Here is a 25,524-nt window from a genome sequence, read left to right on the forward strand (position 1 = left end):
AGATAGTCAAAACTTTTTTATAATATGCTAGCGAAGTCAATAAATAAAAACGTTGAAAAACTCTAGTACTGGACCATCATTTACAAGAGAGGAAGTTCCCTTAGGCTGAAAGGATTCCAGATGCTCTGATCTAGGAAGCTAGTTTGAAGTGCAGCTAATCCCTGCCGTAGACCTACGTTACAGGTGTTAAAGTGACAGTCTATGATGACTGTAAATAGGGTGGTACCGCGGAGATAACTCTCGTCCCTGCTAGAGAATAGCAGGGATGGGAGTTTTTTGCTATTAGGATTAAAATAAAAATGGAGGCGATAGATAATGAAAAACTTAACATCTGCTCAAGTTAGACAAATGTTTTTAGATTTCTTCAAAGAAAAACAACATGGTGTGGAACCTAGTGCATCGTTAGTACCAAAAGATGATCCGACATTATTATGGATTAATAGTGGTGTTGCGACATTAAAAAAATATTTTGATGGTCGTGTGGTCCCAGAAAACCCACGGATCACAAATGCACAAAAATCAATCCGTACCAACGACATTACCAATGTTGGTTATACAGCAAGACACCATACATTCTTTGAAATGCTTGGAAATTTCTCGATTGGTGACTATTTTAAGGAAGAGGCAATTGATTTTGCTTGGGAATTTTTAACCGGAGAGAAGTGGATCGGATTTGATCAAGAGAAGTTATCAGTAACCGTACACCCAGAAGATGAAGAAGCCTACGTATTATGGCGTGATAAAATTGGATTGCCTGAAGAACGTATCATTCGCCTCGAAGAAAACTTTTGGGATATCGGCGAAGGACCAAGCGGCCCGAATACGGAAATTTTCTATGATCGCGGTGAATCTTATGGAAATGATGAAAATGATCCTGAGCTATATCCTGGTGGTGAAAATGAGCGATATTTAGAGATTTGGAATCTTGTATTTTCACAATTCAACCATAATCCGGATGAAACCTATACGCCACTTCCGAAAAAGAACATTGATACGGGCATGGGGTTAGAACGATTGGTAAGTGTGATTCAAAATACCAAAACAAACTTTGAAACAGACTTATTTTTACCAATTATCAAAGAAACTGAAGCATTAGCGAATACCAAATACAATAACAGTGAAGAAACCGATGTTGCATTTAAAGTAATTGCAGATCACATACGTACCGTTACGTTTGCAGTTAGTGACGGCGCCCTACCTTCAAACGAAGGACGTGGCTATGTATTACGTCGTCTTTTACGTCGCGCGGTACGGTATGCTAAGCAAATCGGTATCGATAAAGCATTTATGTACCAGCTTGTACCAACTGTTGGAACCATAATGGAAGCTTTCTATCCAGAAGTAAAAGACAAAAAAGATTTTATCCAAAATGTTATTAAAACAGAGGAAGATAGATTCCATGAAACATTACAAGAAGGTCTTCAAATCTTAAATACGATTGTCGACGAAGAAAAAGCAAAAGGAAATAAAGTGTTCCCTGGTGAGGAAGTCTTCCGTCTTTATGACACATACGGTTTCCCGAAAGAACTAACAGAAGAGTACGTAGATGAAGCAGGTTTTACTATCGATGAAGCAGGCTTTGAAAATGAAATGAATAAACAACGAGACCGAGCACGTAACGCGCGTCAGAAGGTAGACTCAATGCAGATCCAGGATAGTGTTTTAAGTGATATTAATGTGGAAAGTACATTTGTTGGTTACGACTATTTGCAAACAGAAACAACAGTGCTTGAACTCGTAGTTGAGAAGGAAATAGCTGAAACAGTTTCAGCAGGTAATGAAGCCTATGTCATTTTAGCTGAAACTCCTTTTTATGCAGAAAGTGGTGGGCAAATTGCGGACAAAGGTACGATAACATTTGATAATGGTAAAGCGGAAGTACAAGATGTGCAAAAAGCTCCAAACGGACAGAATCTGCACCGTATCCTTGTTCTAGAAGGGACGCTTTCCAAAGGACAAGCAGTAAAAGCGGAAGTGGACAAAACATCACGTCAGTATATTATTAAAAATCATACAGCTACACACCTCCTGCACCAAGCACTAAAAGATGTGCTAGGCGAACATGTCAATCAAGCAGGTTCGTTAGTTGCAGGAGAACGACTACGTTTTGACTTTTCGCATTTTGGAGCTGTAACCGAGCAAGAAATCGTTGAAATTGAACAAAGAGTCAATGAGCATATTTGGGCATCCATTCCGGTAACGATTAGTAATAAATCAATACAGGAAGCAAAAGATATGGGTGCAATGGCCTTGTTTGGTGAGAAGTATGGAGACATCGTACGTGTAGTAGAAATTGGTGATTACAGTATCGAATTATGTGGTGGTTGTCATGTGCAAAACTCAGCAGAGATCGGTCTGTTTAAGATTGTTTCGGAATCAGGTATTGGTGCTGGCACACGCAGAATGGAAGCTGTTACTGCTAAAGGTGCCTATCAATTTGTAAATGGCAAACATCAATTGTTACAAACAGCAGCTACACAATTAAAAACGAAAGAAGATCAGGTGCCAGAGCGCTTGGACCATGTTTTTAAAGAAATGAAAGAACAGCAACGCCAAATCGAATCATTACAAGCGAAACTTTCACAATTGGAAGCTTCCTCAATTTTGGATGAGGTTAAAGAAATTAATGGTGTGCAAGTATTAGCCAAAAAAGTAGACGTATCTGACATGAATCAATTACGTCAAATGGTAGATGATATGAAGCAAAAGTTAGAATCAGGTATTATTTTACTTGCTGCCGTTAATAATGACAAAGTACAGTTAGCATCCGGTGTCACGAAAGATTTAGTTGGTGAAGGATATCATGCTGGAAATCTAATTAAAGAAACTGCCAAAATTTGTGGCGGTGGCGGTGGTGGTCGCCCGGATATGGCACAAGCTGGTGGTAAAGATGCTAGTAAATTACCGGAAGCTCTTGCATTTGTAGAAAAATATGCAAGTGAGACACAATAATTTTGGTAATTTTTTTTAATAACAGTTATAATAAATAGATACAAACACTAATCAATACAAGTGATGTAATCTAAATTTGGGGGTGCTTCCATGGATGGAATGGACAAGACAATGAAATTTGATTTTTCAGAAGAGCCCATCGAGCAAAACGTCGAAGAAGTATTACTATTAGTGTATAATGCGCTTGAGGAAAAAGGCTATCACCCAATTAATCAAATTGTAGGATATTTATTATCAGGTGACCCTGCATATATTCCAAGACATAAGGACGCACGAAATCTAATGAGGAGAATAGAGCGTGATGAGATTATTGAAGAATTAGTCAAATATTACATCAGCTCCAATCATAAGTAATGACAAAAGTATTAGGATTAGATGTAGGTTCTAAGACAATTGGTGTTGCGATTAGTGATGCATTAGGTTGGACAGCACAAGGTTTAACCACCATCTATTGGCAAGAACCTGATTACAAATCGGTAGAAGATACGTTTAAACAGTTAATAGATGAACATACTATAGAAAAAGTCGTACTAGGCTTACCAAAGAATATGAATGGATCGATTGGTTTTAGAGGAGAAGCTTCTCAAGATTTTGCCAAATTTTTAGAAGATACTTTTGCTCTGAATGTCGTTCTTTGGGATGAACGTCTGACAACAATGGCTGCAGAAAAAGTCTTGTTGGAAGCAGATATGAGTCGATCGAAGCGAAAGAAAGTCATCGATAAAATGGCAGCTGTGATGATTTTACAAGGCTATTTAGATAGTCAATCATAAGGAGGAATTATAATGGCACTAGAAGAAAAAGAACGCATTATCATCCCGGACGAAAATGGGGAAGAACACTTATTTGAAGTGCTGTTTACATTTGATGTAGATGAAACTGAGCAGTCATACGTAGCGGTTGTACCTGCTGAACAAAAAGAGGATGAAGAAGTCGAAGTATTTGCTTTCAGGTATGAAGAAAAGGACAACGATGACGACTTGGCCCTATTCCAAATCGAATCTGATGATGAATGGGATATGGTCGAAGAAGTACTAAACACAGTAGCAGATAGCGAAGATTTAGCAGAATAATAACCAAAAGCTGACTAGGATTTCCTAGTCAGCTTTTTCATATAAATCAAAAACAACTATTTGCACAAAAGCAGGATTACGTGACATAACTAAGGTATCCATTTTGAAATGGTATATATACGTGGTAACCGCTTTGGCTTGACCACTTCCCTTTCCGTGGGGTTTTCCCCTCAGGTGCGGCCGAGCATAGGTCGTAACATATAGCGGGTGGGATTCCCGCCAAGTAAGAACTAGCCATTCACTTGTAGCGAGTCTTGGAGGGCAAGTGGTAACACATTGCCTTTAAGCGTAGACAGTTAGGTAACGGGCCGGAAAGCCCTAGTGGCTGAGGGATAGAGCTCTGAAATAAAACCAAAGCTGAGAAGGTCGATGTGTTCTGAGGCATAGAAGGCAACAATAGGATTCTCGTTAAAGGCGAGAGAATGCTATCTTCTCCGGAGTCGAAGACCCTGGCACGTTACACATTGATATGTTGCGGTAACTCGGGAGGTCCTTTAGGTCTTTCGGATAAAGAAAGTAATGACGAACAAGCGATAATAAAGTGAGGGCTGTCAAATGCCTAAAGGAAGTCGGATAACGGCGTAGTACTGATGAAGTTGGGTAATGCCGATGGAGGAAAGGCCGTTACCTGTCATCACCCTTGATAGAGAAACATAATCCATACCCAGAGGTGGAACGTATTATGGAAACGAAACTTAATAGGATAACAGAATTAGCAAAATCGGATAAGAACCTTGTCTTTAATTCTCTCGTACATTTACTAAATGAAAGTAACTTGAAACAGTGCCATTACCAATTACCGAAAGGTAAAGCAACCGGTGTGAATGGCACTACCAAAGAAATGTACGAAGCGAATTTAGACCAAAACATCAAAGGCCTAGTGAAACGAATGAAGAGAAAGGCTTATCGACCGATTCCGGTCAAGCGTTCTTACATTGACAAGCCGGGTTCCAACAAGAAACGGCCACTAGGTATCCCCGAACATGAAGATAAGATCGTTCAAATGGGTATTACGAAGATTTTGAATGCCATTTATGAAAATGATTTTCTCGATTGTTCCTTCGGTTTTCGTCCGAATAGAAACTGCCATGATGCATTAAAGATTTTAAATGTATACATGGAACAACGGAAAACCAATTATATAGTAGATGCGGATATCAAAGGATTCTTTGATCATGTGAGTCATGATTGGATGATGAAGTTTCTTCGCCATCGTATCAATGACCCCAACTTACTTCGTATTATCGCTCGATTTCTAAAAGGTGGTTATATGGAAGAGGGGAAATTTATCGATACAGACCGGGGAACCCCGCAAGGGGGTATCATTTCTCCGGTTCTAGCGAATATCTATCTTCATTATGTGTTGGATCTATGGTTTGAGAAAGCAGTAAAGAAACAATGTAAGGGTCAAGCCTACATGGTTCGCTATGCGGATGACTTTGTGTGTTGTTTCCAATACAAAGAAGATGCCAACCGATTCTACACGAATCTGATTCAAAGGTTACGTAAGTTTCATCTAGAAATTGCAGAGGATAAAACGAAGATTATCTCGTTTGGTCCTTATGCCTGGAAAGATGCAAAGCGTGACGGAAAGAAGAAACCATCTACGTTCGATTTTCTTGGCTTTACGCACTATTGTAGTAAAAGCAAGAAAGGTAATTACCGTGTAAAACGGAAAAGTAGTAAGAAGAAAGTCCGGGCCAAGATTAAACAACATAAAGCTTGGTTAAAAGCAAATCGAACGAGGGATATTCAAGACATCATGCGCCGAATCCAACAATCGCTAGTGGGCTACTATAATTATTATTGTATCACGGATAATGCTTACGAAGTCCACTACTTTTTGCGCTGCATAAAACAACTACTATTTAAATGGATGAATCGAAGGAGTCAACGGAAATCTTTCAGTTGGGAGAAGTTTGAAGTATTTTTGGTGAAATACCCATTACCAAATCCGAGAACGAAAACGAACATATATGACTTGAGGCGTCATATATCGTATATTCTGTGAATGATGATAGGAAGAGCCGTGTGCGTGAATAGCGCACGCACGGTTCTGTGAGGAGTGAGGAATACTTAAAGTTATAAAAGTATTCCCGCTTACTCGACCTAACTTTTCCAAGCAAAAACCGCATGGAAAAGTGGATCTTCGGGGAAAACGATCCCACAGGAGTGGAAGTGGCCGCCTCCGCTAAATGAAACTCTACAACTTTTGCAAATGCTAGTATTTTGGATTGTTACAAATGTGAATATATTTTGTTAATTAGGATAAGTAATCTAAAGACAAATTCATAGGCGATATGGAATCACGCCAATAGGATTATTCTTACTTTAGTTGTAGAGCATTAAAAAGCGCAGGCGTCGGCTTCCACTCCTGCGGGATGTTTTTTCCACGTTGCTAACTGTCCGTAATCCCATTTATAAAACTTTCATTAGACGAAAAAATAACTTATGGGATACGGTCAGTAACAACCTGATAAGTTTCGCTAACAATCAGTGGCAAAACTCCACTGATTGAAGTCTCACTTTATCCGAAGATCCACTTTTTAAGCGTACTTTGCTTAAAAAGTTAGCTGAGGAGAAAAAACCGCGGAAAGGGAAGCCGACAAGCCGAAGCGATTGCAAAGCACAAACAATATCTCATAATTACCACTACAAAATTGTCGCACTTTCCTTCTTCTATGACACTGATAAAGTCATTTTTTGACGTGCTGGTGTTGAATTGTGTAATATAAAAGCGTTTGTCGTCTGTTTCCCTTTTGTGTATTTTATAGTATAATATACCGGGTGAGAGGGGGAAGTCTTATGAGCGACGATAAAAAAGACCAAAAAGAAAAATCCAAACCAAAACTTACATATAAACAAATATCACAAGAACGAGCGAAAGAGGCAAGTATCGCAAGAAAAATAATTATTCTTGTACTACTTTTGTTAACGGCAATAATAATCATTGGCGGTTACACGGGATATAATTATGTGAAAGAAGGGGTTTCGCCAGTTGATCCCAATAGTGAAGAAACCATTGATGTGACAATACCCTTGGGATCAAGTAGTTCTGATATAGCTCGAATTTTAGAAGAGAATGGTGTTATCAATAATAGTTTGATTTATCGATTTTATGTGAAATTTAACAACGCCTCTGATTTCCAAGCTGGTGATTATGCTTTGTCACCATCGATGACCTTAGCGGAAATTACTTCAGAATTGGAAACCGGATCCGTTCAAGAGGAAGCAGAATTAAGAGTTACGATACCAGAAGGTCGTAATATAGACGAAATAGCTAACATATATGAAGAAAACGCTGGTATAGATAAAGAAGAATTTTTGGAGAAAATGCAGGATACTGCTTATATCGAAGAGCTAATAAATGCATATCCAAATATTTTATCTGAAGCAATATTACATGAAGATATTATCTATCCTTTAGAAGGCTATCTGTTCCCTGCTACGTATGAATTTTATGAAGATGAACCAACAATAGATCAAATAGTGACACAAATGTTAAACAAAACAAACGATGTGATTGTTGCGTATTATGATCAAGTGGATGCCTCAGAATTTTCTGTTCACGAAATTATGACATTTGCTTCACTTGTCGAAGAAGAGGCTCCTTCAGCAGATGATCGAAAATTAATCGCTGGAGTGTTTTATAATCGGATGGATCAGGGAATGATGTTACAAACAGATCCAACAGTAATATACGCTCACGGGGAGCATATTTCGCGTCTGACGTATGATCATTATGAAATTGACTCGCCATATAATACGTATCAGGTAGAAGGGTTGCCAGTAGGGCCAATCTCCAACTTTGGAGAAAGTTCATTAACAGCTGTTTTTGAACCAAATACGGGAGATAACTACTTGTATTTCTTAGCAGATTCAGAAGGAGAAGTTTATTACTCTCGTTCTTATGATGAACATCAAGAGCTAGAAGATCAATATATTCATAATCAATAATGCAAGGCGAAGCAGGGGAGAGACTATCCCTGCTTTTGCATTGTTTATCACGTGTAAATGACCGTATTAAAATACCTATATCACATTCTGGTATAAGTAATGAAGGTAAAAGGGGCAAACCGATGTTAACATCTTGATAAGTCTTACTTTTTTAGAAAGGAATGTTCAGCTTGAACGATGATAATATATTAGATTACCTTGATCAAATTACAACACCGCCTGACGATTGGGTCAATAAATTGGAAGCAGAAGCAGAAGAAAATCATGTTCCGATTATGGACAGACAAGGTATTCTTTTGCTGCAACAACTTATTCGTCTTCATCAAGCAGACAAAATACTTGAAATTGGTACAGCGATCGGATACTCTGCTTTAAGGATGTTAGAGGCAAAACCTGATACAAAAATTATTTCTGTTGAACGAAACAATGAAATGTATCAGAGAGCAATGCATAATATCAATACCCAAAATAAGCAGGAACATATTGATGTGATTTTTGGGGATGCTCTAGAAGTAGAAGATTTAATACATGATAAAGGTCCATATGATTTAATCTTCATTGATGCAGCAAAAGGCCAATATCGTCACTTTTTTGAAAAGTATCAAACCTATCTAACAGATAGTGGTTGTATTGTGACAGACAATGTCTTGTTTAGAGGGTTGGTTGTCAATCCTAATTATGCTCCTAAACGGTTACAAAATTTAGCGAAAAAAATTGATCATTATAATCAATGGTTAATGGAACATCCGGATTATCATACCACGATATTACCAGTAGGCGACGGCGTGGCGATTAGTTTGAAAAAGAAAAAGTAGAGGTGCGCAATCATGAGTAAGAAACAACCCGTAATAATTGGTGTTGCAGGTGGTTCAGGTTCAGGAAAAACATCTGTTACAAAAGCAATTCAAAATCGCTTTGTCAATCAATCTGTACTTGTTATTGAACAAGATTATTATTATAAAGATCAGTCAGATATACCAATGGAAGAACGATTAAAAACAAATTACGATCATCCGTTAGCATTTGATAATGATTTATTAATCGAGCATATCCAACAGTTATTAAATCATCAGACTGTAGATAAACCAGTTTACGACTACACCAAGCATACAAGGTCTGACCAAGTCATTCCAATCGAACCAAAGGATGTTATCATTATTGAAGGGATCCTTATTTTAGATGATCCTCGATTAATGGACCTAATGGACATAAAAGTTTTTGTTGATACAGATGCGGATTTACGTATTATTCGCCGATTATTAAGGGATATTAATGAGCGAAGTCGTTCGATTGATTCTGTTATTAATCAATATATTCAAACAGTACGACCAGCCCATTTACAGTTTATCGAACCATCAAAACGATATGCAGATGTTATTATTCCAGAGGGTGGGCAAAATATGGTAGCTATTGATTTATTAGCAACAAAAATCGAAAAGGTTCTGGAGCGAGAATAAAATATGTTTCTACAGTACAAGATTTTTCATTTTAAAACTCAACAAAGAAAACTATTGAAAAAAATGTGAAAATTTGAGATAGTAGTGTTTAGTAATTAATAAAGCAGTTACATAAGGGTATCTGCTAATAAACAGTGCTATTTAAATATGAGTCAACATACAATAAAATAATATTTAATTAACTGTTTTTTAGCAATAGATAGAAGGAGTGTAGGATAATGCCAGAAGAAAAAGAATTTTACATGACAGAAGAAGGCTTACAAAAATTAGAAAATGAGTTAGAATACCTTAAGATTGAAAGAAGACAAGAGGTAGTAGAGCGAATCAAAATTGCCAGAGATTTCGGGGATCTATCGGAAAACTCTGAATATGATGCTGCAAAAGATGAGCAAGCATTTGTTGAATCTCGTATTGTACAAGTTGAAAATATGATTCGAAATGCTGTTATCATTCAAGATGAAGATGTAAGTCCAGATATTGTGTCATTAGGAAGAACGATTACATTTCAAGAATTACCAGACGGTGAAGAGGAAAGTTATACAATCGTTGGTAGTGCAGAAGCAGATCCATTTGAAGGTAAGATTTCAAATGATTCACCGATAGCAAAAAGCTTATTAGGTCGTTCAATCGGAGAAGAAGTAGTGGTACCGACTCCAGCAGGTGAAATGAACGTGAAAATTATTAATGTAGAGTAATATAAAATGGATGTCTTTATTGAAGACATCCATTTTGCTAATTATGTTGAATTAAGAAAGGTTTTAGCTGACGTTCAATGAAATAATCTTTGTTTTTTTCTAAGATAAACTGAAAGACTAGGTTTTCTGGAACAGCATTGAATTGTAGTGTGGTGTCATCAAGAAAATGAATAAATAAGAGCTGGTTTTCCTTATCATAACTTATAGATTCAAACGTAGTAAGTTGCCATAGTTTGCGATCAAACGTAGTGGTTCTCAACATATCACACGCTCCTTGCATTTTCTTTCATTTATTATATTCAATATATATGGACAAACTCCTGCATGTATGACAAAAATAGAAAAAATCGATCAATTTTCCTAAAAAGTTAGCTGTTTGTAGTGAAAAAAATTGTTTTTTAGTATAATGGCGATTGGGAGGGTGGAACAATGGCAGATGAATTTGGAAATATTACGAGAAGAGATCGTTTTGAGAAAAAAAGGACAAACACCAAAGCGATAACATGGTTAAGTATTGTTGGCGGTGTGTTAATCATCGTTATTATTTCATTGATTGTATTTGGAGGTAATGATCAAGATACTCCTGTAGCGACAGACGATCAAGATAATGAGGAAACGGAAGAAATACAAGGTCAAGATCAAAAAAATCAAGAAGAGACTGATCAGCCAGTTGAAGCACCAGCTGAAGAAGATCTAGATCAACCAGATGAAATAGAAATTCCAGATGAAAACGACGAAGAAGAAGAACAGGAATCAAGAACCGAGGAAGAGGAAGAAATTAATGAAGTAGAGTCTGATGATGACAATGTCAGCTATGCTTTTGAAGGCAACTGGGATCCAATTGGTACGGAGCAAGATGATCCACATACCACTTCTTTCGAGAAAGAGTCGCAGGACTGGAAGGAAAGAATGCAAGCGATTGAGATTGCAACAGGTATTCCAGTAGAAGAACAGATTTCATGGTACCACGGTAATGGTGGAGACCAAACTGTAGAAGCAACTGTTTCACCAAGTACCAATCAAGATGTAACTGTTAAAGTAACTCTCGTCTGGATTGAAAATGAAGGTTGGCAACCGACATTAGTAGAAGAATTAATTGAAAATGAATATAAATCAAACACAAGTAGTGATAGTTCTGATGATACTGAAAATGAGCAATCATCATCAGATGATCAATCAGCAAATCAACAGGAGGAATAAATGTGATTGGTATAATCGGAGCAATGGATGAAGAAGTAGAATTATTAAAAGCAAAAATCGATATTAAAGAAACTACTAGAATAGCTAATAGTGATTTTTATGTTGGCAATTTAGAAGGTAAAGAAGTTGTTTTATTAAAATCAGGTATAGGAAAAGTCAACGCTGCAATAGCTACAACAATTCTGTTCGAAAGATATCAGCCAGAATTTATCATCAATACTGGTTCCGCTGGTGGATTTCACGAAGATTTAGAAGTTGGTGATCTAGTTATTTCTACTGAAGTCGTACATCATGATGTCGATGTAACTGCATTTGATTATAAATATGGTCAAGTGCCTGGATTACCACCTACCTACCAGGCAGATCCAATCTTAATTGAGAAAGCGATGTTAGCTGCCAAGCAATTAGAAGGTATTGAAGCTATGAAGGGTCTTATTAGTACAGGTGATGCTTTTATGCAAGAAGAGGCAAAAGTGGACTTCGTACGAGGAAAATTCCCTGAGATGATCGCAGCAGAAATGGAGGCAGCGGCTATTGCACAGGTTTGTTACCAATATTCCAGACCCTTTGTAATTATTCGTGCACTATCTGATATAGCAGGAAAAGATTCTTCGGTATCTTTTGATGCCTTCTTAGAAAAAGCAGCAGAGAATGCCGCAAATTTAATTATCGATGTTGTAAAAAATACGAATAAGTAAGAAAATAGCTGTCGATTGGTTCGACAGCTATTTTAATTCATTTCGATAATATTCATGAAAAACCTTCATGAGTGCTCTTTTTTCAATACGAGACACATAACTACGGGATATTTTTAATTTCTTTGCTATTTCTCTTTGTGTCAATTCGTCGGTGTTGCCGAGTCCGAAACGAGCAATAATCACTTCTTTTTCTCGTTTGTCGAGAACACGTAAGTATTTTTCGATCTTTTTTAATTCCATATGCAATTGAATAACTTCGGTAATATCCTCATTTTCGGCTTCTAAAATATCAATTAGACTAATTTCATTACCTTCTTTGTCCTGGCCAATTGGATCTTGTAGAGAGATATCTTTTTTGGTTTTCTTCATCGCGCGTAAATGCATCAAAATTTCGTTTTCTATACATCTTGCAGCATATGTGGCTAATTTGGTCCCTTTATCACTAGAAAAGCTCTCAATGCCTTTTATTAGCCCTATAGTGCCAATCGAAATTAAGTCTTCTGCGTCTTCTCCCGTATTTTCAAATTTCTTGACGATGTGTGCGACCAGACGGAGATTGTGTTCGATCAATTTATTGCGTGCATAGTCATCGCCTTCTTGCATTTTCTGGATCATCTCTGCTTCTTCTTTTGCAGGTAGAGGTTGCGGAAATGTATTATTTTTAACATACCCAACAAAAAATAGCGCTTCTTTAATAATCGCTAAAATCCCGAACAAAATTGACAACATGACACCTCCTAGACTCTAGGTATTCGCCCATAATTCATCATATGAGCAAACCTCGTCCATTGTGCCACATGGTCAAGCTAATAATTTACAATTAAAAAAATTAGTGAACAATAGAAGGATTATATGACATATCTCTTGTGGTCATTTTGAGATGATGTATGTGGGTAGAAATCGCTTCGGCTTGCCTAGGAGTAGCCGTCAAGGCTGAGAATCTAATGGAGTGAAAGTCTCCTGTCATCAATTGACCGGTTCGGATGACTAGTATATCCAATGCGTGGTGAGGTAACGAGTCACGTTCTGCTTGGAAGTAAAAGTCACTGCGGCTCAACTTTACGCAGAGAGAGTATGGGTCGGAACAGCTAGAGTGGCGAGCAAATCTAGAGGCTAGAAGACTTTAACGAATACTGCAGCTCCGAAATCGAGCGCCCTTCAGAAGCTGTTGAAGGGATGTCTGTGATGCGCCGACCTGGTTGGGGAATGGGGAAGGCCGATGTTCTATGGGAAGTAACGGTCAAGAGCACCATAGAAGCAGCCGGAGTAGGGGTTCTGGCATCTAGAGAGAGATTTTCAGAGATAACGACGGGAAAGTCCTACTTCCAGCTGGGATGACAACAACCAGCAAAGACCAACCATATAAGTGACAAGCGAAAATGGTTAGGAGGATTTAGGATGGACGCATGAGGTCGTAGTAGCGAAGAGGAAAGGGTAATGCCTTTCTAAGCTTATGGAATGAAGCTTCTACAAAGGTAACACCAGAGTAGAGCGAAGGACCTCTGGGCGACTGGGCGTCTGTGTTAAAGAATAAACAGAACACAGAGTCTGTTGAATGATTGGCACAAGACTAGCATATAAGTAAACTTATGTATTGATGGGTGAACATGTGTGTCAGCATTTAAACCTGGGATACATAAGGAAGGCTTATATAGCGATAGAAACCCAGTGTCAGAACCGGACTCGGGAAATCCGACCGTCCGGGATCGTATGGGGGCTGCAGGAAACGTGGTTTTATTGAATGCGCGCGCCTGCCATCTACCCGACCTTCCCTTTCCATGGGCTTTTTCCTTCAGCTAACTTTTCCAAGCAAAAACTGCATGGAAAAGTGGATCTTCAGGAAAAACAATCCCATAGGAGTGGAAGTGGCCGCCTACGCTAGTGGGACTCTACAACTATTGCAAATGCTAATATTTTGGATGGTTACAGATATGAACATTTTTTGTTAATTAGGATAAGTAATCAAAAGACAAATTCATAGGCGATATGGAATAACGTCAATATACTTATTCTTACTTTATTTGTAGAGCTTTATACAGCGCAGGCGTCCGCTTCCACTCCTGCGGGAAGTTTTTATCCGAAGATCCACTTTGCTAAGTGGTCTTTGCTTACCAAAGTTAGCTGAGGAGAAAAACCCGCGGAAAGGGAAGCGGACAAGCCGGAGCGATTACAAAGCACATATAATATCTCATAATTACCACTACAATAGTGTCGTATAATCCTTCTTTTATCCATCAAAAAAGCCTTATATCCCAATGGATACAAGGCTTAAGGTTATTGTTGATTCTTTTCTTCTAATGAGTCGGCATAGGCGTCTCTAGTTTTTCCGTCGTGTGACCATGGTTTAATGCCAGATGAATGAGCAGCGCGGCCAATCATATGGGCAGAAACAGGAGCAGTTAGTAGCACAAAAATAATCCCCAAGATAAGCTTGCCACTAACAATGCCGTGCTCAGCATATAAAAAGATAAACGCACCAATCATAATTCCTGCAATGCCCAAAGTGGCTGCTTTTGTTGAGGCATGCAAGCGGGTGTAAACATCAGGGAAGCGAATGACGCCGATCGATGCAGATAGGACAAAAAATGTACCAATTATTAGTAATAAAATCACAATTATGTCCATAATAAATTCAATCGTCTCTGTCAATGATAACACCCTTTTCTAAGTATTTTGCTAAAGCAATCGTACCGATAAACAATAAAATACCGATCAACAAGATGACATCATTTAATCTAGTTGTGGCAATCATAATCGCAACTAATCCGGCCATTCCCATTAAATTAATACCGATGGCGTCTAATGCAACTGCCCTGTCTGGGTTAGTTGGGCCTTTGATAACCCGGTATAAAAGTAAAAAAATCGAGATCGAGATCACAACCATACAAATGGCAGTAACAATTTCTATTAGTTCATTCATCTTGTCACCTCCATGATCGCTTTTTCGAATGTCGTTTTGATGGCTTCAATCGCTTCTTCGGTTGTATCAATATCCATCGCATGAATATAGATAATATCGTTATTATTCGATACAGAAACAGATAATGTACCAGGAGTTAAAGAAATCAAGGAGGTTAACATCGTGATCTCCCAGTTACTTTTTAACTCAGTAGGTAAGGCGAAAATACCTGGTTTATAATCTTTATGTGGTTTATAGACCCATCTTACAATATCAATATTGGAAACTAATAATTCTTTTATAAAAAGAAGCACTAACTTGATCATTTTCCAGACACGACTGAGATAAAAAGCATCTGGAATGAATCTTCTTAACATAAATAACAACAATGCCCCAATAATAAAGCCTTTAAGAAATGACACAAATGAATAGGTCTCAGCCAAGAACATCCACATAATCGCGATAACTAAGTTTAAGATTATTTGCAGAGGCATAATGATTTACTCCTTTAATACAGATTCAATGTAGTTTTGTGGATTCATTAAATACTCACCAATACCTTCTATACTTGGATAGAACCATTCGGCTCCAACCCCAAGTAAGACCGAGAAAAACAGTAAGAAGGCAATCGGTAAAGCAAATCCTCTTGCTGTTTTCTTATCAGGGATGATTGATTCGTCTTTCTCTCCCCAAAAACCTCTAATAAAGATGCGCATAACAGACAACAGAATTAGTAGACTAGATGCTAAGCCAATAATCGCGACTACTATGTGATTCGCTTCCATAGCTCCTTGTAATAATACCAGTTTACCGATAAAACCACTAAACGGTGGAATCCCTGCTAAAACGAAAGCAGAAATGAAAAACAGCCAACCGAGTAGAGGATAATGATGAATTAATCCACGCATTTTTCTAAGGTCACTTGTGCCTGCGAGATAGGCGATAGCGCCAACTAGTAAGAATAAAGCTGCTTTAATAATCATGTCATTAATTAAGTAATAGATAGCACCTGTAAAACCTGTACTGTTATAAACACCAATTCCAAGTAACATAAAACCTACTGCTGGTATAATGTTGTAGGCTACCACTAATTTGATATTATTCGTGGATAATGCGCCAATTGCCCCAAAAATTAAGGTCAAGGCTGCAATCCAGACAAAGAATTCATGTGTAATATCTCGTTCATGAACAAAAATTAGCGAGAAAACTCGGATAAGCGAATAGATCCCAACCTTTGTTAGTAGTGCGCCAAATAAAGCTGAAATGACTGGATTTGGTGCAATGTAAGGTCTTGGTAACCAATAATATAATGGAAACAAGGCTGCTTTGGTACCAAATACAAAAAATAGCAGGATTGCGATCGTTGTGAGTATTCCTGTTTGCTCTACCTCACCAACACGTTCAGCGATTTGAGCCATATTTACCGTACCAACTACTGAGTAGAGGAACGCTATCGTTGTTACGAATAACATAGAGGAGAATAAGTTAATTAACACATATTTAATCGATTCGCGTAATTGTACTTTTCCTCCACCTAAGACAATTAATCCGTATGATGCCATTAATAATACTTCAAAGAAAACAAATAAGTTGAACAGGTCTCCAGTGATAAAAGCACCTGAAACCCCTGTAATTAATAAAAAGTAGAACGTGTAAAAATAAAATTCTTCTTGTTTTTCATCTAATGATTTCGGTGCATAAAATACACAGGCGATCGCCACAATATTAGTGGTTAAAACAAGTGCTACGGATAACATATCTGCGACTAAAACAATCCCAAACGGTGCCATCCAATCTCCTGATTCTAATACAACCGAGCCATTTTGATGTACATAGAATAATATATATGTCACGACTGCCGTGTTAATCAATGTCAGTACTTGCGAATAAATACGTACAACCTTTAATTTTTTATGGAACAAGGCCGCAAGCACACCAGCGATCAACGGTATGACTATTGGTAATACTGCTAAGTTACTAATCATTTTCGCTACCCCTTAATTTATCCATATTATCTGTTCCATTCTCTTTTGATGCTCTGTATGCAAGCACTAATAATAAACTTGTTACACCAAAGCTGATAACAATGGAGGTTAGAATTAATGCTTGTGGTAATGGATCTGCGTAATTCTCGATACCATCGCCAAGTATCGGAGGAGCACCTCGCTTTAATTCGCCCATCGTTAAAATAAATAGGTGGGCACCATGTGAGATAAGTGCTGTACCGATAATAATACGAAGCATTTGTTTCTGTAACAGATTATAGACACCTGTTGTAAACAAGACGCCTGCAAGAATCGACATTATGATCTCCATCTATTCTGCCTCCTTCTTGTTGCGTAGCTTGATCAGACCATAGATCGCGAGTGCGGCAATCCCTAAAACGACAATTTCAAATAGAGTATCAATACCACGCATATCAACTAGGATGACGTTGACGACATTATCACCGCCACCTAATTTGTACGATGTTTCTAAGAAATAGTCAGAAATTTTATCAAACAATTTTGTACTGTGAGCAGATATCGCAACAACCGTCATTAATGCTCCAAATGCGATCGATATGATCAAGTTGCCTGCTTTTTGTGAGCCTGATTCTGTGCGCTCGCGTAAATTTGGTAAATGGTAAAAACATAATAAGAAAAGCGCAACAGTAATGGTTTCTACGACTAGCTGTGTTAATGCTAAGTCTGGAGCACGGTAGACAACAAATAATAGTGCGAGTCCATAACCAACGACACCTAAGATCAGGATGGCTCCAACTTTATTGCGAATAAAGATCGTGCTAATAGCAGCAATCGCCATTACAATTGCAATTAGTATTTCATGGACGGTAATTTCAGCAAGATTACTTGTATCCCAAGCAAACCCATCTGTAATCGCTAAGACGGTAAACGTACAAACAAGTATAGCGATCAAAATTAATGCCATATAACGGCGAATTGATCCGTTCATATAAGAGTTTGTAATTTTTGCTGATGTTTTTTCTGATTGATCAACTAAAAAGTCATACACTTTGTTGAAACTTAATTTGCCAGGGAAAAAGCTATAAATGCTTGCCCAATTTTTTCTGAAGTAGGCAAGGACAATTCCGACACCAACCACAATTAGCGACATTATAAAAGGCGTTTTAAAACCATGCCAATAGTAAATATCTTTTTCAACTGGTGAGCCATAAATAGCTTCTGCTGTATGGGCAATAAAGCTGCCATTCACTAAATTAGGGAATAGACCTATTACGATAACACCAACAATTAAAATAATTGGTGAAATCAGCATTCCAATTGGAGCTTCGTGCGGCTTAACTGGTAATTGATCCAGTTTCTTTTCACCCATAAACGTACCGAAGACAAGGTACATTGAATAAACGAATGTAAAAATACTGCCGAATACTGCTAAATAGGGAATAGCTTGACTTAATACTTGTGAAATCCACATCGAATGATCTGGTAATTCTAACGACGTTGTAAAAAACATTTCCTTACTATAGAACCCATTTAAGAATGGAAAAGGTACACCTGCCATCGAAAAGGTACCGAAAAAAGCTAGAGTAGCAGAAATTGGCATTAACGTTACTAATCCACCAAGTCTGCGAATATCTCTTGTACCTGTCTCATGATCTACAATCCCTGCAATCATAAACAGACTACCTTTAAATGTCGCATGGTTTAAGATATGGAAGACAGCAGCAAAGATAGCAGCTTTCGTACCAAATCCTAGCATCGCCATAATCATCCCTAATTGACTGATGGTAGAAAAGGCCAATATCCCTTTTAGGTCTGTTTGTCTGACAGCCATGTAAGATCCCCATACCAGTGTTAGAATACCAATCCCACTTACGAAAACGAAGAACCATTCATTTCCTGAAAAAATAGGTGTGAATCTGGCAACAAGGAAAATCCCTGCTTTAACCATCGTTGCGGAGTGCAAGTAGGCACTAACGGGAGTTGGAGCTTCCATAGCATCTGGTAACCAGATATGGAATGGAAACTGTGCAGATTTTGTAAAGGCACCAAGTAAAATCAGTGCTAAAATTAAACCAAAATAGTCGCTTGAAAGAATAACATCAGCCTGAGCAATCATAGCCTGAATACTAGTTGTTTCGGTAATTATGGTAAGTAATATGAACCCACCAAGCATACTTAAGCCGCCGAAAACTGTTATCAGCATTGATTTTAATGCACCGTATCGGGAACGTTCTTTATAATTCCAATAACCAATTAATAGGAATGAAGAAATCGAGGTTAATTCCCAAAATCCATAAAGTACAAATACGTTATCTGAGAGGACGACCCCAAACATCGCCGTCATAAATAATAGTAGATAGACGTAAAACTGATCCAATCTTTCCGAAGTATGAAGATAGAAAATCGAATAAAGTGTAACTAATGACCCGATACCACTAATCAATAATACAAACAATAAACTTAAACCATCTAAATAAAAATCTAATCCGATATTTAATGATGGTATCCAACTGTATGATTGACTAATCGGCGTAAACTCATTACCGAGATTAGGAATAAAATAAATAAATACGGCTAACGGTGCTAATAAAACAAAATAACCGGTATGTATTTTCTCTTTCCATTTGCTAAAAAACGGGATAAAAATGGCCAGCAAAACTGGCAAAAATACAGCAAATAACATCTAATGATGATCCCCCTTATGTAAATTTATACATTATCTTATTTATTTTCTATTCGTATCCTTCTATATTTTAATCTAAAAATAGAACAGAATACAAGGGAGGAGTTCTTGTCGATACGATACTGATACCGATTTTGACGAGAAACTACCTATTTATATTATGTAAGGAAAAAATTTTTTCATGTACATAAAAAAACACTTAGACGAGTTTAAACCGGCTAAGTGGGGAATCCATAATATTTAGTTGGTGTAGTCGAGATGCTGCACTAAAGAGCGGCGCTTCATCTCTTCCTCCATTAATTGTATAAATTCATAGCTAAGTTGAAGTTCCGTGGCTTTTTTATAGGATTCAATTAGCAATTCATCCGATAAGTTTTCCAATGCTTGTCCCTCCAATAGATAGGATGTCTGCTACGTGTTATAGTTAATGTAGCATGAAATGAAAAAACGAACAACTGTCAACTTATCTACATTAACCTGTTTATAACTTGTGTATAATTGATTAAAAAAGGGTTTCAAACTTGATAGTACAAGTGTGGATAATGTGCATAAAGTTATCCACAAAAAAGTATTTGTAATAAATTGTCGTACGATTATTGTAATATAATTCATATTACCTGTATATTTAGGGCGATTTGTAACATTTTGTGATATAATTTCGTTTTCTGATAGATTCCTTTGAACAATACAAGAAAATTGTTTATGATAGGAAAAGATATGTATATTAATCGGAAAGATAGTTGAGGTGTAAACGCATTGTTGAAAAAATTTTTACCAAATGAACATGTACCACGTGTCTTAGATATAACCCCTGCTAAATTACGTGAAATGGGAATCAAAGGTGTGATTACCGATTTGGACAACACCCTAGTTGCCTGGAATGTAATGGATGCCACACCTGAAGTGATTGAGTGGTTTAAAGAAATGAATGAAAATGATATAAAAGTTACGATTATATCTAATAATGAGAGAGAGAGGGTTCGTGTTTTCTCTGAGCCGCTAGAAACACCATACGTATATAGTGCAAAAAAACCACTAATTCGAGCCTTTAATCAAACAGCAAAACAAATGGATTTAAAAAAAGAAGAAATTGTCGTGATTGGTGATCAACTGATGACAGATGTGCTCGGTGGCAATTTTGCTGGGTTTCATACGATATTAGTGGTTCCAATTGTCAAAACAGATGGCAAAATAACACGATTTAACCGAATGATTGAACGGAGAATATTAAATTGGATGCGTAAAAAAGGCATGATCACTTGGGAGGAAAAATAATGGAAGAAGTATTATATTGTGAAGGTTGCGGTGCAGAGATACAATCAGAAGATAAAATGAAATCAGGGTATGTGCCAAAGAGCGCACTTAATAATGAGCATATTATATGTCAAAGGTGTTTCCGTCTAAAGCATTATAATGAAGTACAAGATGTGGAATATACGGATGATGACTATCTAAGAATGATCAACCAAATAAGTAATACCGATAGCTTAGTAGTTAAAGTCGTCGATATATTTGATTTTAACGGAAGCTTCATTACTGGTTTACAACGATTGACAGGTAACAACCCGATCATCTTAATAGGAAATAAAGTCGACCTTTTACCAAAATCGACAAATCGAAACAAATTAATTCATTGGATGAAAAAAACAGCAAGTGATTATGGTTTAACGGTACAAGATGTATTTTTGGTTTCTGCAGAGAAAGGTCAAGGTTTCGATCAAGTCGAGAAAGAAATAGAGACACGAAGAAACGACAAAGATGTCTATATTGTCGGTTGTACAAACGTTGGTAAATCAACGTTTATCAATCAATTGATCCGTCGTTCAAGTGGAGTTAAAGATGCGATAACGACATCCTATTTTCCTGGTACGACATTAGGCTTTATCCAAATTCCTTTGGATAGAAAATCTTACATGTACGATACACCTGGCGTTGTGAATCGTAGACAACTTGTTCATTATGTAACAGATAAAGATTTAAAAGTTATTACACCAAAGAAAGAAATTAAACCAAAAGTATACCAGTTACAAGACGAGCAGACCTTATTTTTTGGAGGTTTTGCCAGATTTGATTTTGAAAAAGGCATGAAACAATCGTTTGTTTGTTATTTTTCCAATCAGCTGATGATTCATCGCACGAAGCTGGAACAAGCGGATGAATTTTATCAAAAACATGTTGGGGATCTACTACAACCACCTAGTCCAGAAACGTTGGAACAATTGCCTGAGTTAACAAAACAAACCATTAAAATACCGCGAGAAAAAACGGATATCGTGATACCGGGACTTGGATGGATTACTGTTCCTGATGGTGGTGTGACCATTACGATTCATGTACCAAAAGGTGTCAACATATCATTACGACCTGCATTAATTTAGGGGAAGGGGAAAGAAAATGGCGTATAAACTTGGATTGATTGGCCATCCAATTGGACATTCACTTTCACCGTGGATTCATGATCAATTTTTGGATTTGGCTGGATTAGAAGGGGAATATAAATTATATGAGGGAGATCACCAAGCGCTTCCAAACGTGTTAAAACAATTAAAAGAAAAAGCGGTTGATGGTTTTAATGTAACCGTTCCGTATAAACAGGTGATCGTTGATTATTTAGATGATATTGATGAGGATGCGAAGATTCTTGGTGCTGTCAATACGGTTGTTAATGTTGATGGCAGATGGAAAGGGTACAGTACAGATGGAGAAGGCTATGTTCGCTCAATCGTGGAGCCATTTCCAAACCTTTTAAATAACAATACATCTGTGTTATTATTAGGAGCTGGTGGAGCTGCACGTGGAATTTATCGTGCTCTCGTTCAGCAACAAGTAAAAACCGTGGATATTGCCAATCGTTCTAAAGATAAAGCAGAGGCTTTTTTGGCTTTGAGAACAGGTGATGTAAAAACCTCTGTATTAAGCTATCATGAGGCAGAGGCACAGCTTGCCGAGTATGACCTGATTGTCCAAACGACATCTGTTGGTATGAAGCCACATGTAGAGGATCAGATTATACAGTTGGATAATTTAAGTAAAGACACTGTTGTGAGTGATATTGTCTATCAGCCGATCACAACTTCATTACTAAAAGATGCAAAACAGCGTGGTGCCAAGATCCATCATGGACACGCGATGTTACTATATCAAGGTCAATTAGCTTTTGAAAAATGGACGAACAAAAATTTAGATGTCGCACATTTAGTAGACCGCTTAGAAAATAAATTAAGAGGTGAATAATTTGAAATTAACAGGAAAACAAAAGCGCTTCTTACGCGCAAAAGCACATCATTTAAATCCGATCTTCCAAGTCGGCAAAGATGGTGTCAATGACAACATGATCAAACAAATCAATGAAGCATTAGAAAAACGCGAGCTGATCAAGGTCTCCATTTTACAAAATTGTATGGAAGAAAAAGACGATGTAGCAGAAGCATTAGCAGAAGGAACGGCTGCTTACGTCGTGCAAATTATTGGAAACACGATCGTCTTGTATAAAGAATCTGAAGAAAATAAGCAAATCACATTGCCATAGAGAAGGTGTGACGATGAAACGAATCGGATTATTCGGCGGCACCTTTGATCCACCACATTATGGTCATTTATTGATGGCAGAGCAAGCTTATCAGCAATTGGCGCTAGATGAAATTTGGTTTATTCCATCCTACCAACCGCCACACAAAGATGATGCTAAAACAACGGCAAAAGATCGGGTTGAAATGACGAAAGCAGCGATTGATGATAACCCAGCCTTTAAGGTGGATGCGATTGAAGTGGAGCGTGAAGATAAGTCCTATACGTTAAACACGATTAAACGGTTAAAAGAATCGTATCCAGATCATCAGTTCTATTTTATTATTGGTGGTGATATGGTCGAATATTTACCAAAATGGCATCGAATCGAAGAATTAATGGCAATGCTAACTTTTGTTGGAGTAAATCGACCTGGATACAAAATGGATACTCCTTTTCCAGTAAAAGAAGTGGAAATGCCTTTAATCGATATTTCTTCGACGATGATCCGTGAAAAACTGGGTCAGAGGCAGTCGATCCGCTATTTGACGCCACCAAACGTGATCGATATTATTAATAAATACAAGTTATATTCATAATATGTAATAGTGTTTCCTTTTTGTTAGGGAGAGTGAGAAAAGTGGAACCAAATAAAGCGCTGAAAATCGTAGAAAAACAACTAACTAAAAAAAGATACGAGCATACGGTCCGTGTCATGGAGACAGCTTTGGATTTAGCAAAACATTACAAAGTAGACGAACAAAAGGTAGAGTTAGCAGCCATTCTTCATGATTATGCCAAGTATCGTGACCCTTCTGAGATGAAGCGATGGATTATTGAAGAAAAATTGCCACATGATTTACTGGAGCATCATCCAGAATTATGGCACGCGCCAGTTGGAGCAAAAATGATCGAGCGTGAATTGGGAGTAAATGATCCGGCGATTTTAAGTGCGATTCATTGGCACACTACAGGTAAACGGCATATGTCTCTAATGGACAAAGTGATTTTTATTGCAGATTATATCGAACCAGGTCGTGATTTTCCTGGTGTCGAAGAAGTTAGAGGGATCGTGTATAATGATCTCGATCAAGCGTGCTGGTTAGCTGCACGCAACACCATCAGTTTTTTAATGAGGAAAAATCAACCGATTTATCCAGATACATTTCAATTATATAATGAAAAATTAGGGAGGAACATGAATGGAAAGTAAACAATTAGTAGATCTAGTAGCAAAAGCGTGTGATGACAAAAGAGCAGAGGACATTGTTATCTTGGATATGAACGAAGTATCTTTAATTGCAGAATACTTTTTAATCTGCGAAGGTACTAACGAGCGCCAAGTTCAAGCAATCGCACGTGAAGTGAAAGTTCTAGCAGATAAGCAAGATATTAACGTCAAACGTATGGAAGGTTTTGATCAAGCAAGATGGATCCTAGTAGACCTTGGTGATGTTGTCTGCCATATCTTCCATCGTGATGAACGTAATTATTATAACTTAGAAAAATTGTGGGGAGATGCACCACAGTTAGAAGTGAAATTATAAAAATGGCTTACTCCAAACTAGCTTACATCTATGATCTCTTAATGGACGATGCCCCATATCAAGAATGGCAAGCCTTTGTTGAGCATTTTGTGAAAGATGGAAAAATGCTCGATCTTGGCTGTGGCACAGGTCGGTTGTCCGATCGATTTTCTCGCGCTGATTTTACTGTTACAGGAGTTGACTTTTCAGAAGATATGCTGGCATTCGCCCAATCACAAACAACAGGCGTTCAATATATCCAGCAAGATATTCGTGAACTGGAAGGAATGACTGATTTCGACGTAGTTGTCAGCCTATGTGATGTGATCAACTATATTACAAATGAGAATGATTTAGAAAAAGTATTTCAGAATGTTAGGGTTAGCTTAAAAGAAGGTGGAAAGTTTATCTTCGATGTCCATAGCTTGAAGCACTTTGAAGAGGATATGATCGGAGAAACGTTCGCTGAAATCTACGACGATATTTCTTATGTCTGGTTTTGTGAAGCGGGAGAAGCGCCCGGAAGTGTTGAACATGATCTAACTTTTTTTCTCCAGGATGAAGAGTCTGGAAAGTATGAGAGATTCGATGAGCAACATAGTCAACGAACCTTTGCAGTTGCCATCTATCAACGACTACTAGAAAAAGCCGGATTCCGAGATATCCAAGTTTATGGAGATTTTTCAACCGAATTAATAGATGACGTAGAGAAAAGTGAACGCATTTTTTTCGTGTGTAGCAAATAATGAGGCTAGAGATAAAACTCTGGTCTTTTTTTTGTGTTTATGTGAGCTCTTTTTCGCAGGAAATTGAGCAAATTCATGACGAAAGTGAATCTCATCAGCATTAGAGCGTCCAAATGCAAGCATAATGCAGACGAGAGAGGATGTCATCGGCACTAGAGCAAGAA

28 protein-coding genes are annotated in these 25,524 nt (G+C 37.6%); 19 read left to right on the plus strand and 9 right to left on the minus strand.

Translation table 11 applies throughout. From position 1 onward, the window contains the following. Window positions 1–315 precede the first annotated feature (315 nt). The 9 genes from alaS (at window position 316) to greA (ending at window position 10,134) form a co-directional block, all read left to right on the plus strand. The gene (gene alaS / locus BN3107_RS08990) at window positions 316–2,952 is read left to right on the plus strand and encodes an alanine--tRNA ligase (RefSeq protein ID WP_058307297.1); all 2,637 of its coding nucleotides are present in this window, start codon (window positions 316–318) and stop codon (window positions 2,950–2,952) included. Window positions 2,953–3,042: 90 nt separating this feature from the next. After that, entirely contained in the window at window positions 3,043–3,306 is a 264-nt protein-coding gene (locus tag BN3107_RS08995; protein WP_058307298.1) for an IreB family regulatory phosphoprotein, read from the plus strand. Next, window positions 3,306–3,725 carry a Holliday junction resolvase RuvX gene (gene ruvX / locus BN3107_RS09000; protein ID WP_058307299.1) on the plus strand — a complete coding sequence of 140 codons (420 nt, stop codon included), beginning with the start codon at window positions 3,306–3,308 and terminating at the stop codon, window positions 3,723–3,725. Before BN3107_RS08995 ends, ruvX begins: the two co-directional genes overlap by 1 nt. A 12-nt stretch (window positions 3,726–3,737) precedes the next feature. Further along, entirely contained in the window at window positions 3,738–4,025 is a 288-nt protein-coding gene (locus tag BN3107_RS09005; protein ID WP_058307300.1) for a DUF1292 domain-containing protein, read from the plus strand. Between the two features lie 682 nt (window positions 4,026–4,707). Next, a complete protein-coding gene (gene ltrA / locus BN3107_RS09010) occupies window positions 4,708–6,036 on the plus strand; it encodes a group II intron reverse transcriptase/maturase (protein WP_058307301.1) in 1,329 nt (442 codons plus the stop codon). A gap of 794 nt (window positions 6,037–6,830) precedes the next feature. Next, window positions 6,831–7,982, plus strand: a complete 1,152-nt coding sequence (gene mltG, locus BN3107_RS09015; RefSeq protein WP_082631265.1) for an endolytic transglycosylase MltG — start codon at window positions 6,831–6,833, stop codon at window positions 7,980–7,982. 161 nt (window positions 7,983–8,143) lie between these two features. Beyond that, the gene (locus BN3107_RS09020) at window positions 8,144–8,797 is read left to right on the plus strand and encodes an O-methyltransferase (protein WP_187371015.1); all 654 of its coding nucleotides are present in this window, start codon (window positions 8,144–8,146) and stop codon (window positions 8,795–8,797) included. Window positions 8,798–8,809: 12 nt separating this feature from the next. Next, window positions 8,810–9,439: a uridine kinase gene (gene udk / locus BN3107_RS09025; protein ID WP_058307303.1), complete on the plus strand. Its 630-nt coding sequence runs from the start codon at window positions 8,810–8,812 to the stop codon at window positions 9,437–9,439. 218 nt (window positions 9,440–9,657) lie between these two features. Beyond that, window positions 9,658–10,134: a transcription elongation factor GreA gene (gene greA, locus BN3107_RS09030; protein ID WP_058307304.1), complete on the plus strand. Its 477-nt coding sequence runs from the start codon at window positions 9,658–9,660 to the stop codon at window positions 10,132–10,134. A gap of 37 nt (window positions 10,135–10,171) precedes the next feature. On the opposite strand, the gene BN3107_RS09035 is transcribed toward greA, so the two are convergent. Continuing rightward, window positions 10,172–10,396 (minus strand): KTSC domain-containing protein, encoded by a 225-nt coding sequence (locus tag BN3107_RS09035; RefSeq protein WP_058307305.1) that lies wholly within the window; start codon window positions 10,394–10,396, stop codon window positions 10,172–10,174. Window positions 10,397–10,563: 167 nt separating this feature from the next. Between BN3107_RS09035 and BN3107_RS09040 the strand changes: the two genes are divergently transcribed. Both BN3107_RS09040 and mtnN read left to right on the plus strand, forming a co-directional pair. Beyond that, entirely contained in the window at window positions 10,564–11,334 is a 771-nt protein-coding gene (locus tag BN3107_RS09040; RefSeq protein WP_058307306.1) for a YrrS family protein, read from the plus strand. A 2-nt stretch (window positions 11,335–11,336) separates the two neighbouring features. After that, window positions 11,337–12,032: a 5'-methylthioadenosine/S-adenosylhomocysteine nucleosidase gene (gene mtnN, locus BN3107_RS09045; RefSeq protein WP_077065087.1), complete on the plus strand. Its 696-nt coding sequence runs from the start codon at window positions 11,337–11,339 to the stop codon at window positions 12,030–12,032. Window positions 12,033–12,059: 27 nt separating this feature from the next. Here mtnN and sigK read toward each other — a convergent pair whose 3' ends face one another. The 8 genes from sigK to sda all read right to left on the minus strand — a co-directional run bounded on the left by sigK (window position 12,060) and on the right by sda (window position 19,962). Beyond that, window positions 12,060–12,761, minus strand: coding sequence for an RNA polymerase sporulation sigma factor SigK (gene sigK, locus BN3107_RS09050; protein WP_058307307.1), 702 nt, complete (start codon window positions 12,759–12,761; stop codon window positions 12,060–12,062). A 1,545-nt stretch (window positions 12,762–14,306) separates the two neighbouring features. Next, window positions 14,307–14,657: a monovalent cation/H(+) antiporter subunit G gene (gene mnhG, locus BN3107_RS09055; protein ID WP_058307950.1), complete on the minus strand. Its 351-nt coding sequence runs from the start codon at window positions 14,655–14,657 to the stop codon at window positions 14,307–14,309. Between the two features lie 7 nt (window positions 14,658–14,664). After that, on the minus strand, window positions 14,665–14,952 hold the full coding sequence (locus BN3107_RS09060; protein WP_058307308.1) for a Na(+)/H(+) antiporter subunit F1: 288 nt from the start codon (window positions 14,950–14,952) through the stop codon (window positions 14,665–14,667). Next, window positions 14,949–15,425 (minus strand): Na+/H+ antiporter subunit E, encoded by a 477-nt coding sequence (locus BN3107_RS09065; RefSeq protein ID WP_058307309.1) that lies wholly within the window; start codon window positions 15,423–15,425, stop codon window positions 14,949–14,951. Before BN3107_RS09065 ends, BN3107_RS09060 begins: the two co-directional genes overlap by 4 nt. Before the next feature lie 6 nt (window positions 15,426–15,431). Continuing rightward, window positions 15,432–16,913, minus strand: a complete 1,482-nt coding sequence (locus tag BN3107_RS09070) for a Na+/H+ antiporter subunit D (RefSeq protein WP_058307951.1) — start codon at window positions 16,911–16,913, stop codon at window positions 15,432–15,434. Next, complete coding sequence (locus BN3107_RS09075; protein WP_058307310.1) at window positions 16,909–17,247, minus strand: Na(+)/H(+) antiporter subunit C; 339 nt, start codon at window positions 17,245–17,247, stop codon at window positions 16,909–16,911. Before BN3107_RS09075 ends, BN3107_RS09070 begins: the two co-directional genes overlap by 5 nt. Next, a complete protein-coding gene (locus BN3107_RS09080; RefSeq protein ID WP_058307311.1) occupies window positions 17,248–19,581 on the minus strand; it encodes a Na+/H+ antiporter subunit A in 2,334 nt (777 codons plus the stop codon). It lies immediately after the preceding gene. A 240-nt stretch (window positions 19,582–19,821) separates the two neighbouring features. Further along, complete coding sequence (sda, locus tag BN3107_RS09085; protein ID WP_058307312.1) at window positions 19,822–19,962, minus strand: sporulation histidine kinase inhibitor Sda; 141 nt, start codon at window positions 19,960–19,962, stop codon at window positions 19,822–19,824. A gap of 375 nt (window positions 19,963–20,337) precedes the next feature. Between sda and BN3107_RS09090 the strand changes: the two genes are divergently transcribed. The 8 genes from BN3107_RS09090 to BN3107_RS09125 are packed head-to-tail and all read left to right on the plus strand — an operon-like array spanning window position 20,338 to window position 25,360. Then, a complete protein-coding gene (locus tag BN3107_RS09090) occupies window positions 20,338–20,856 on the plus strand; it encodes a YqeG family HAD IIIA-type phosphatase (protein WP_058307313.1) in 519 nt (172 codons plus the stop codon). Beyond that, the gene (yqeH, locus tag BN3107_RS09095) at window positions 20,856–21,959 is read left to right on the plus strand and encodes a ribosome biogenesis GTPase YqeH (protein WP_058307314.1); all 1,104 of its coding nucleotides are present in this window, start codon (window positions 20,856–20,858) and stop codon (window positions 21,957–21,959) included. Before BN3107_RS09090 ends, yqeH begins: the two co-directional genes overlap by 1 nt. A 16-nt stretch (window positions 21,960–21,975) precedes the next feature. Then, entirely contained in the window at window positions 21,976–22,815 is an 840-nt protein-coding gene (gene aroE / locus BN3107_RS09100) for a shikimate dehydrogenase (RefSeq protein ID WP_058307315.1), read from the plus strand. Between the two features lies 1 nt (window position 22,816). Then, window positions 22,817–23,110: a ribosome assembly RNA-binding protein YhbY gene (gene yhbY / locus BN3107_RS09105; RefSeq protein WP_058307316.1), complete on the plus strand. Its 294-nt coding sequence runs from the start codon at window positions 22,817–22,819 to the stop codon at window positions 23,108–23,110. 13 nt (window positions 23,111–23,123) lie between these two features. Beyond that, on the plus strand, window positions 23,124–23,687 hold the full coding sequence (locus BN3107_RS09110; protein ID WP_058307317.1) for a nicotinate-nucleotide adenylyltransferase: 564 nt from the start codon (window positions 23,124–23,126) through the stop codon (window positions 23,685–23,687). Window positions 23,688–23,728: 41 nt separating this feature from the next. After that, window positions 23,729–24,301 (plus strand): bis(5'-nucleosyl)-tetraphosphatase (symmetrical) YqeK, encoded by a 573-nt coding sequence (yqeK, locus tag BN3107_RS09115; protein ID WP_058307318.1) that lies wholly within the window; start codon window positions 23,729–23,731, stop codon window positions 24,299–24,301. Next, the gene (gene rsfS, locus BN3107_RS09120) at window positions 24,291–24,635 is read left to right on the plus strand and encodes a ribosome silencing factor (protein WP_058307319.1); all 345 of its coding nucleotides are present in this window, start codon (window positions 24,291–24,293) and stop codon (window positions 24,633–24,635) included. The genes yqeK and rsfS overlap by 11 nt, the downstream gene beginning before the upstream one ends. Before the next feature lie 2 nt (window positions 24,636–24,637). Beyond that, window positions 24,638–25,360 (plus strand): class I SAM-dependent DNA methyltransferase, encoded by a 723-nt coding sequence (locus tag BN3107_RS09125; protein ID WP_058307320.1) that lies wholly within the window; start codon window positions 24,638–24,640, stop codon window positions 25,358–25,360. Window positions 25,361–25,524: the final 164 nt, after the last annotated feature.

This window comes from Gracilibacillus massiliensis, from assembly GCF_001458115.1.
Lineage (GTDB): Bacteria > Bacillota > Bacilli > Bacillales > Amphibacillaceae > Gracilibacillus > Gracilibacillus massiliensis.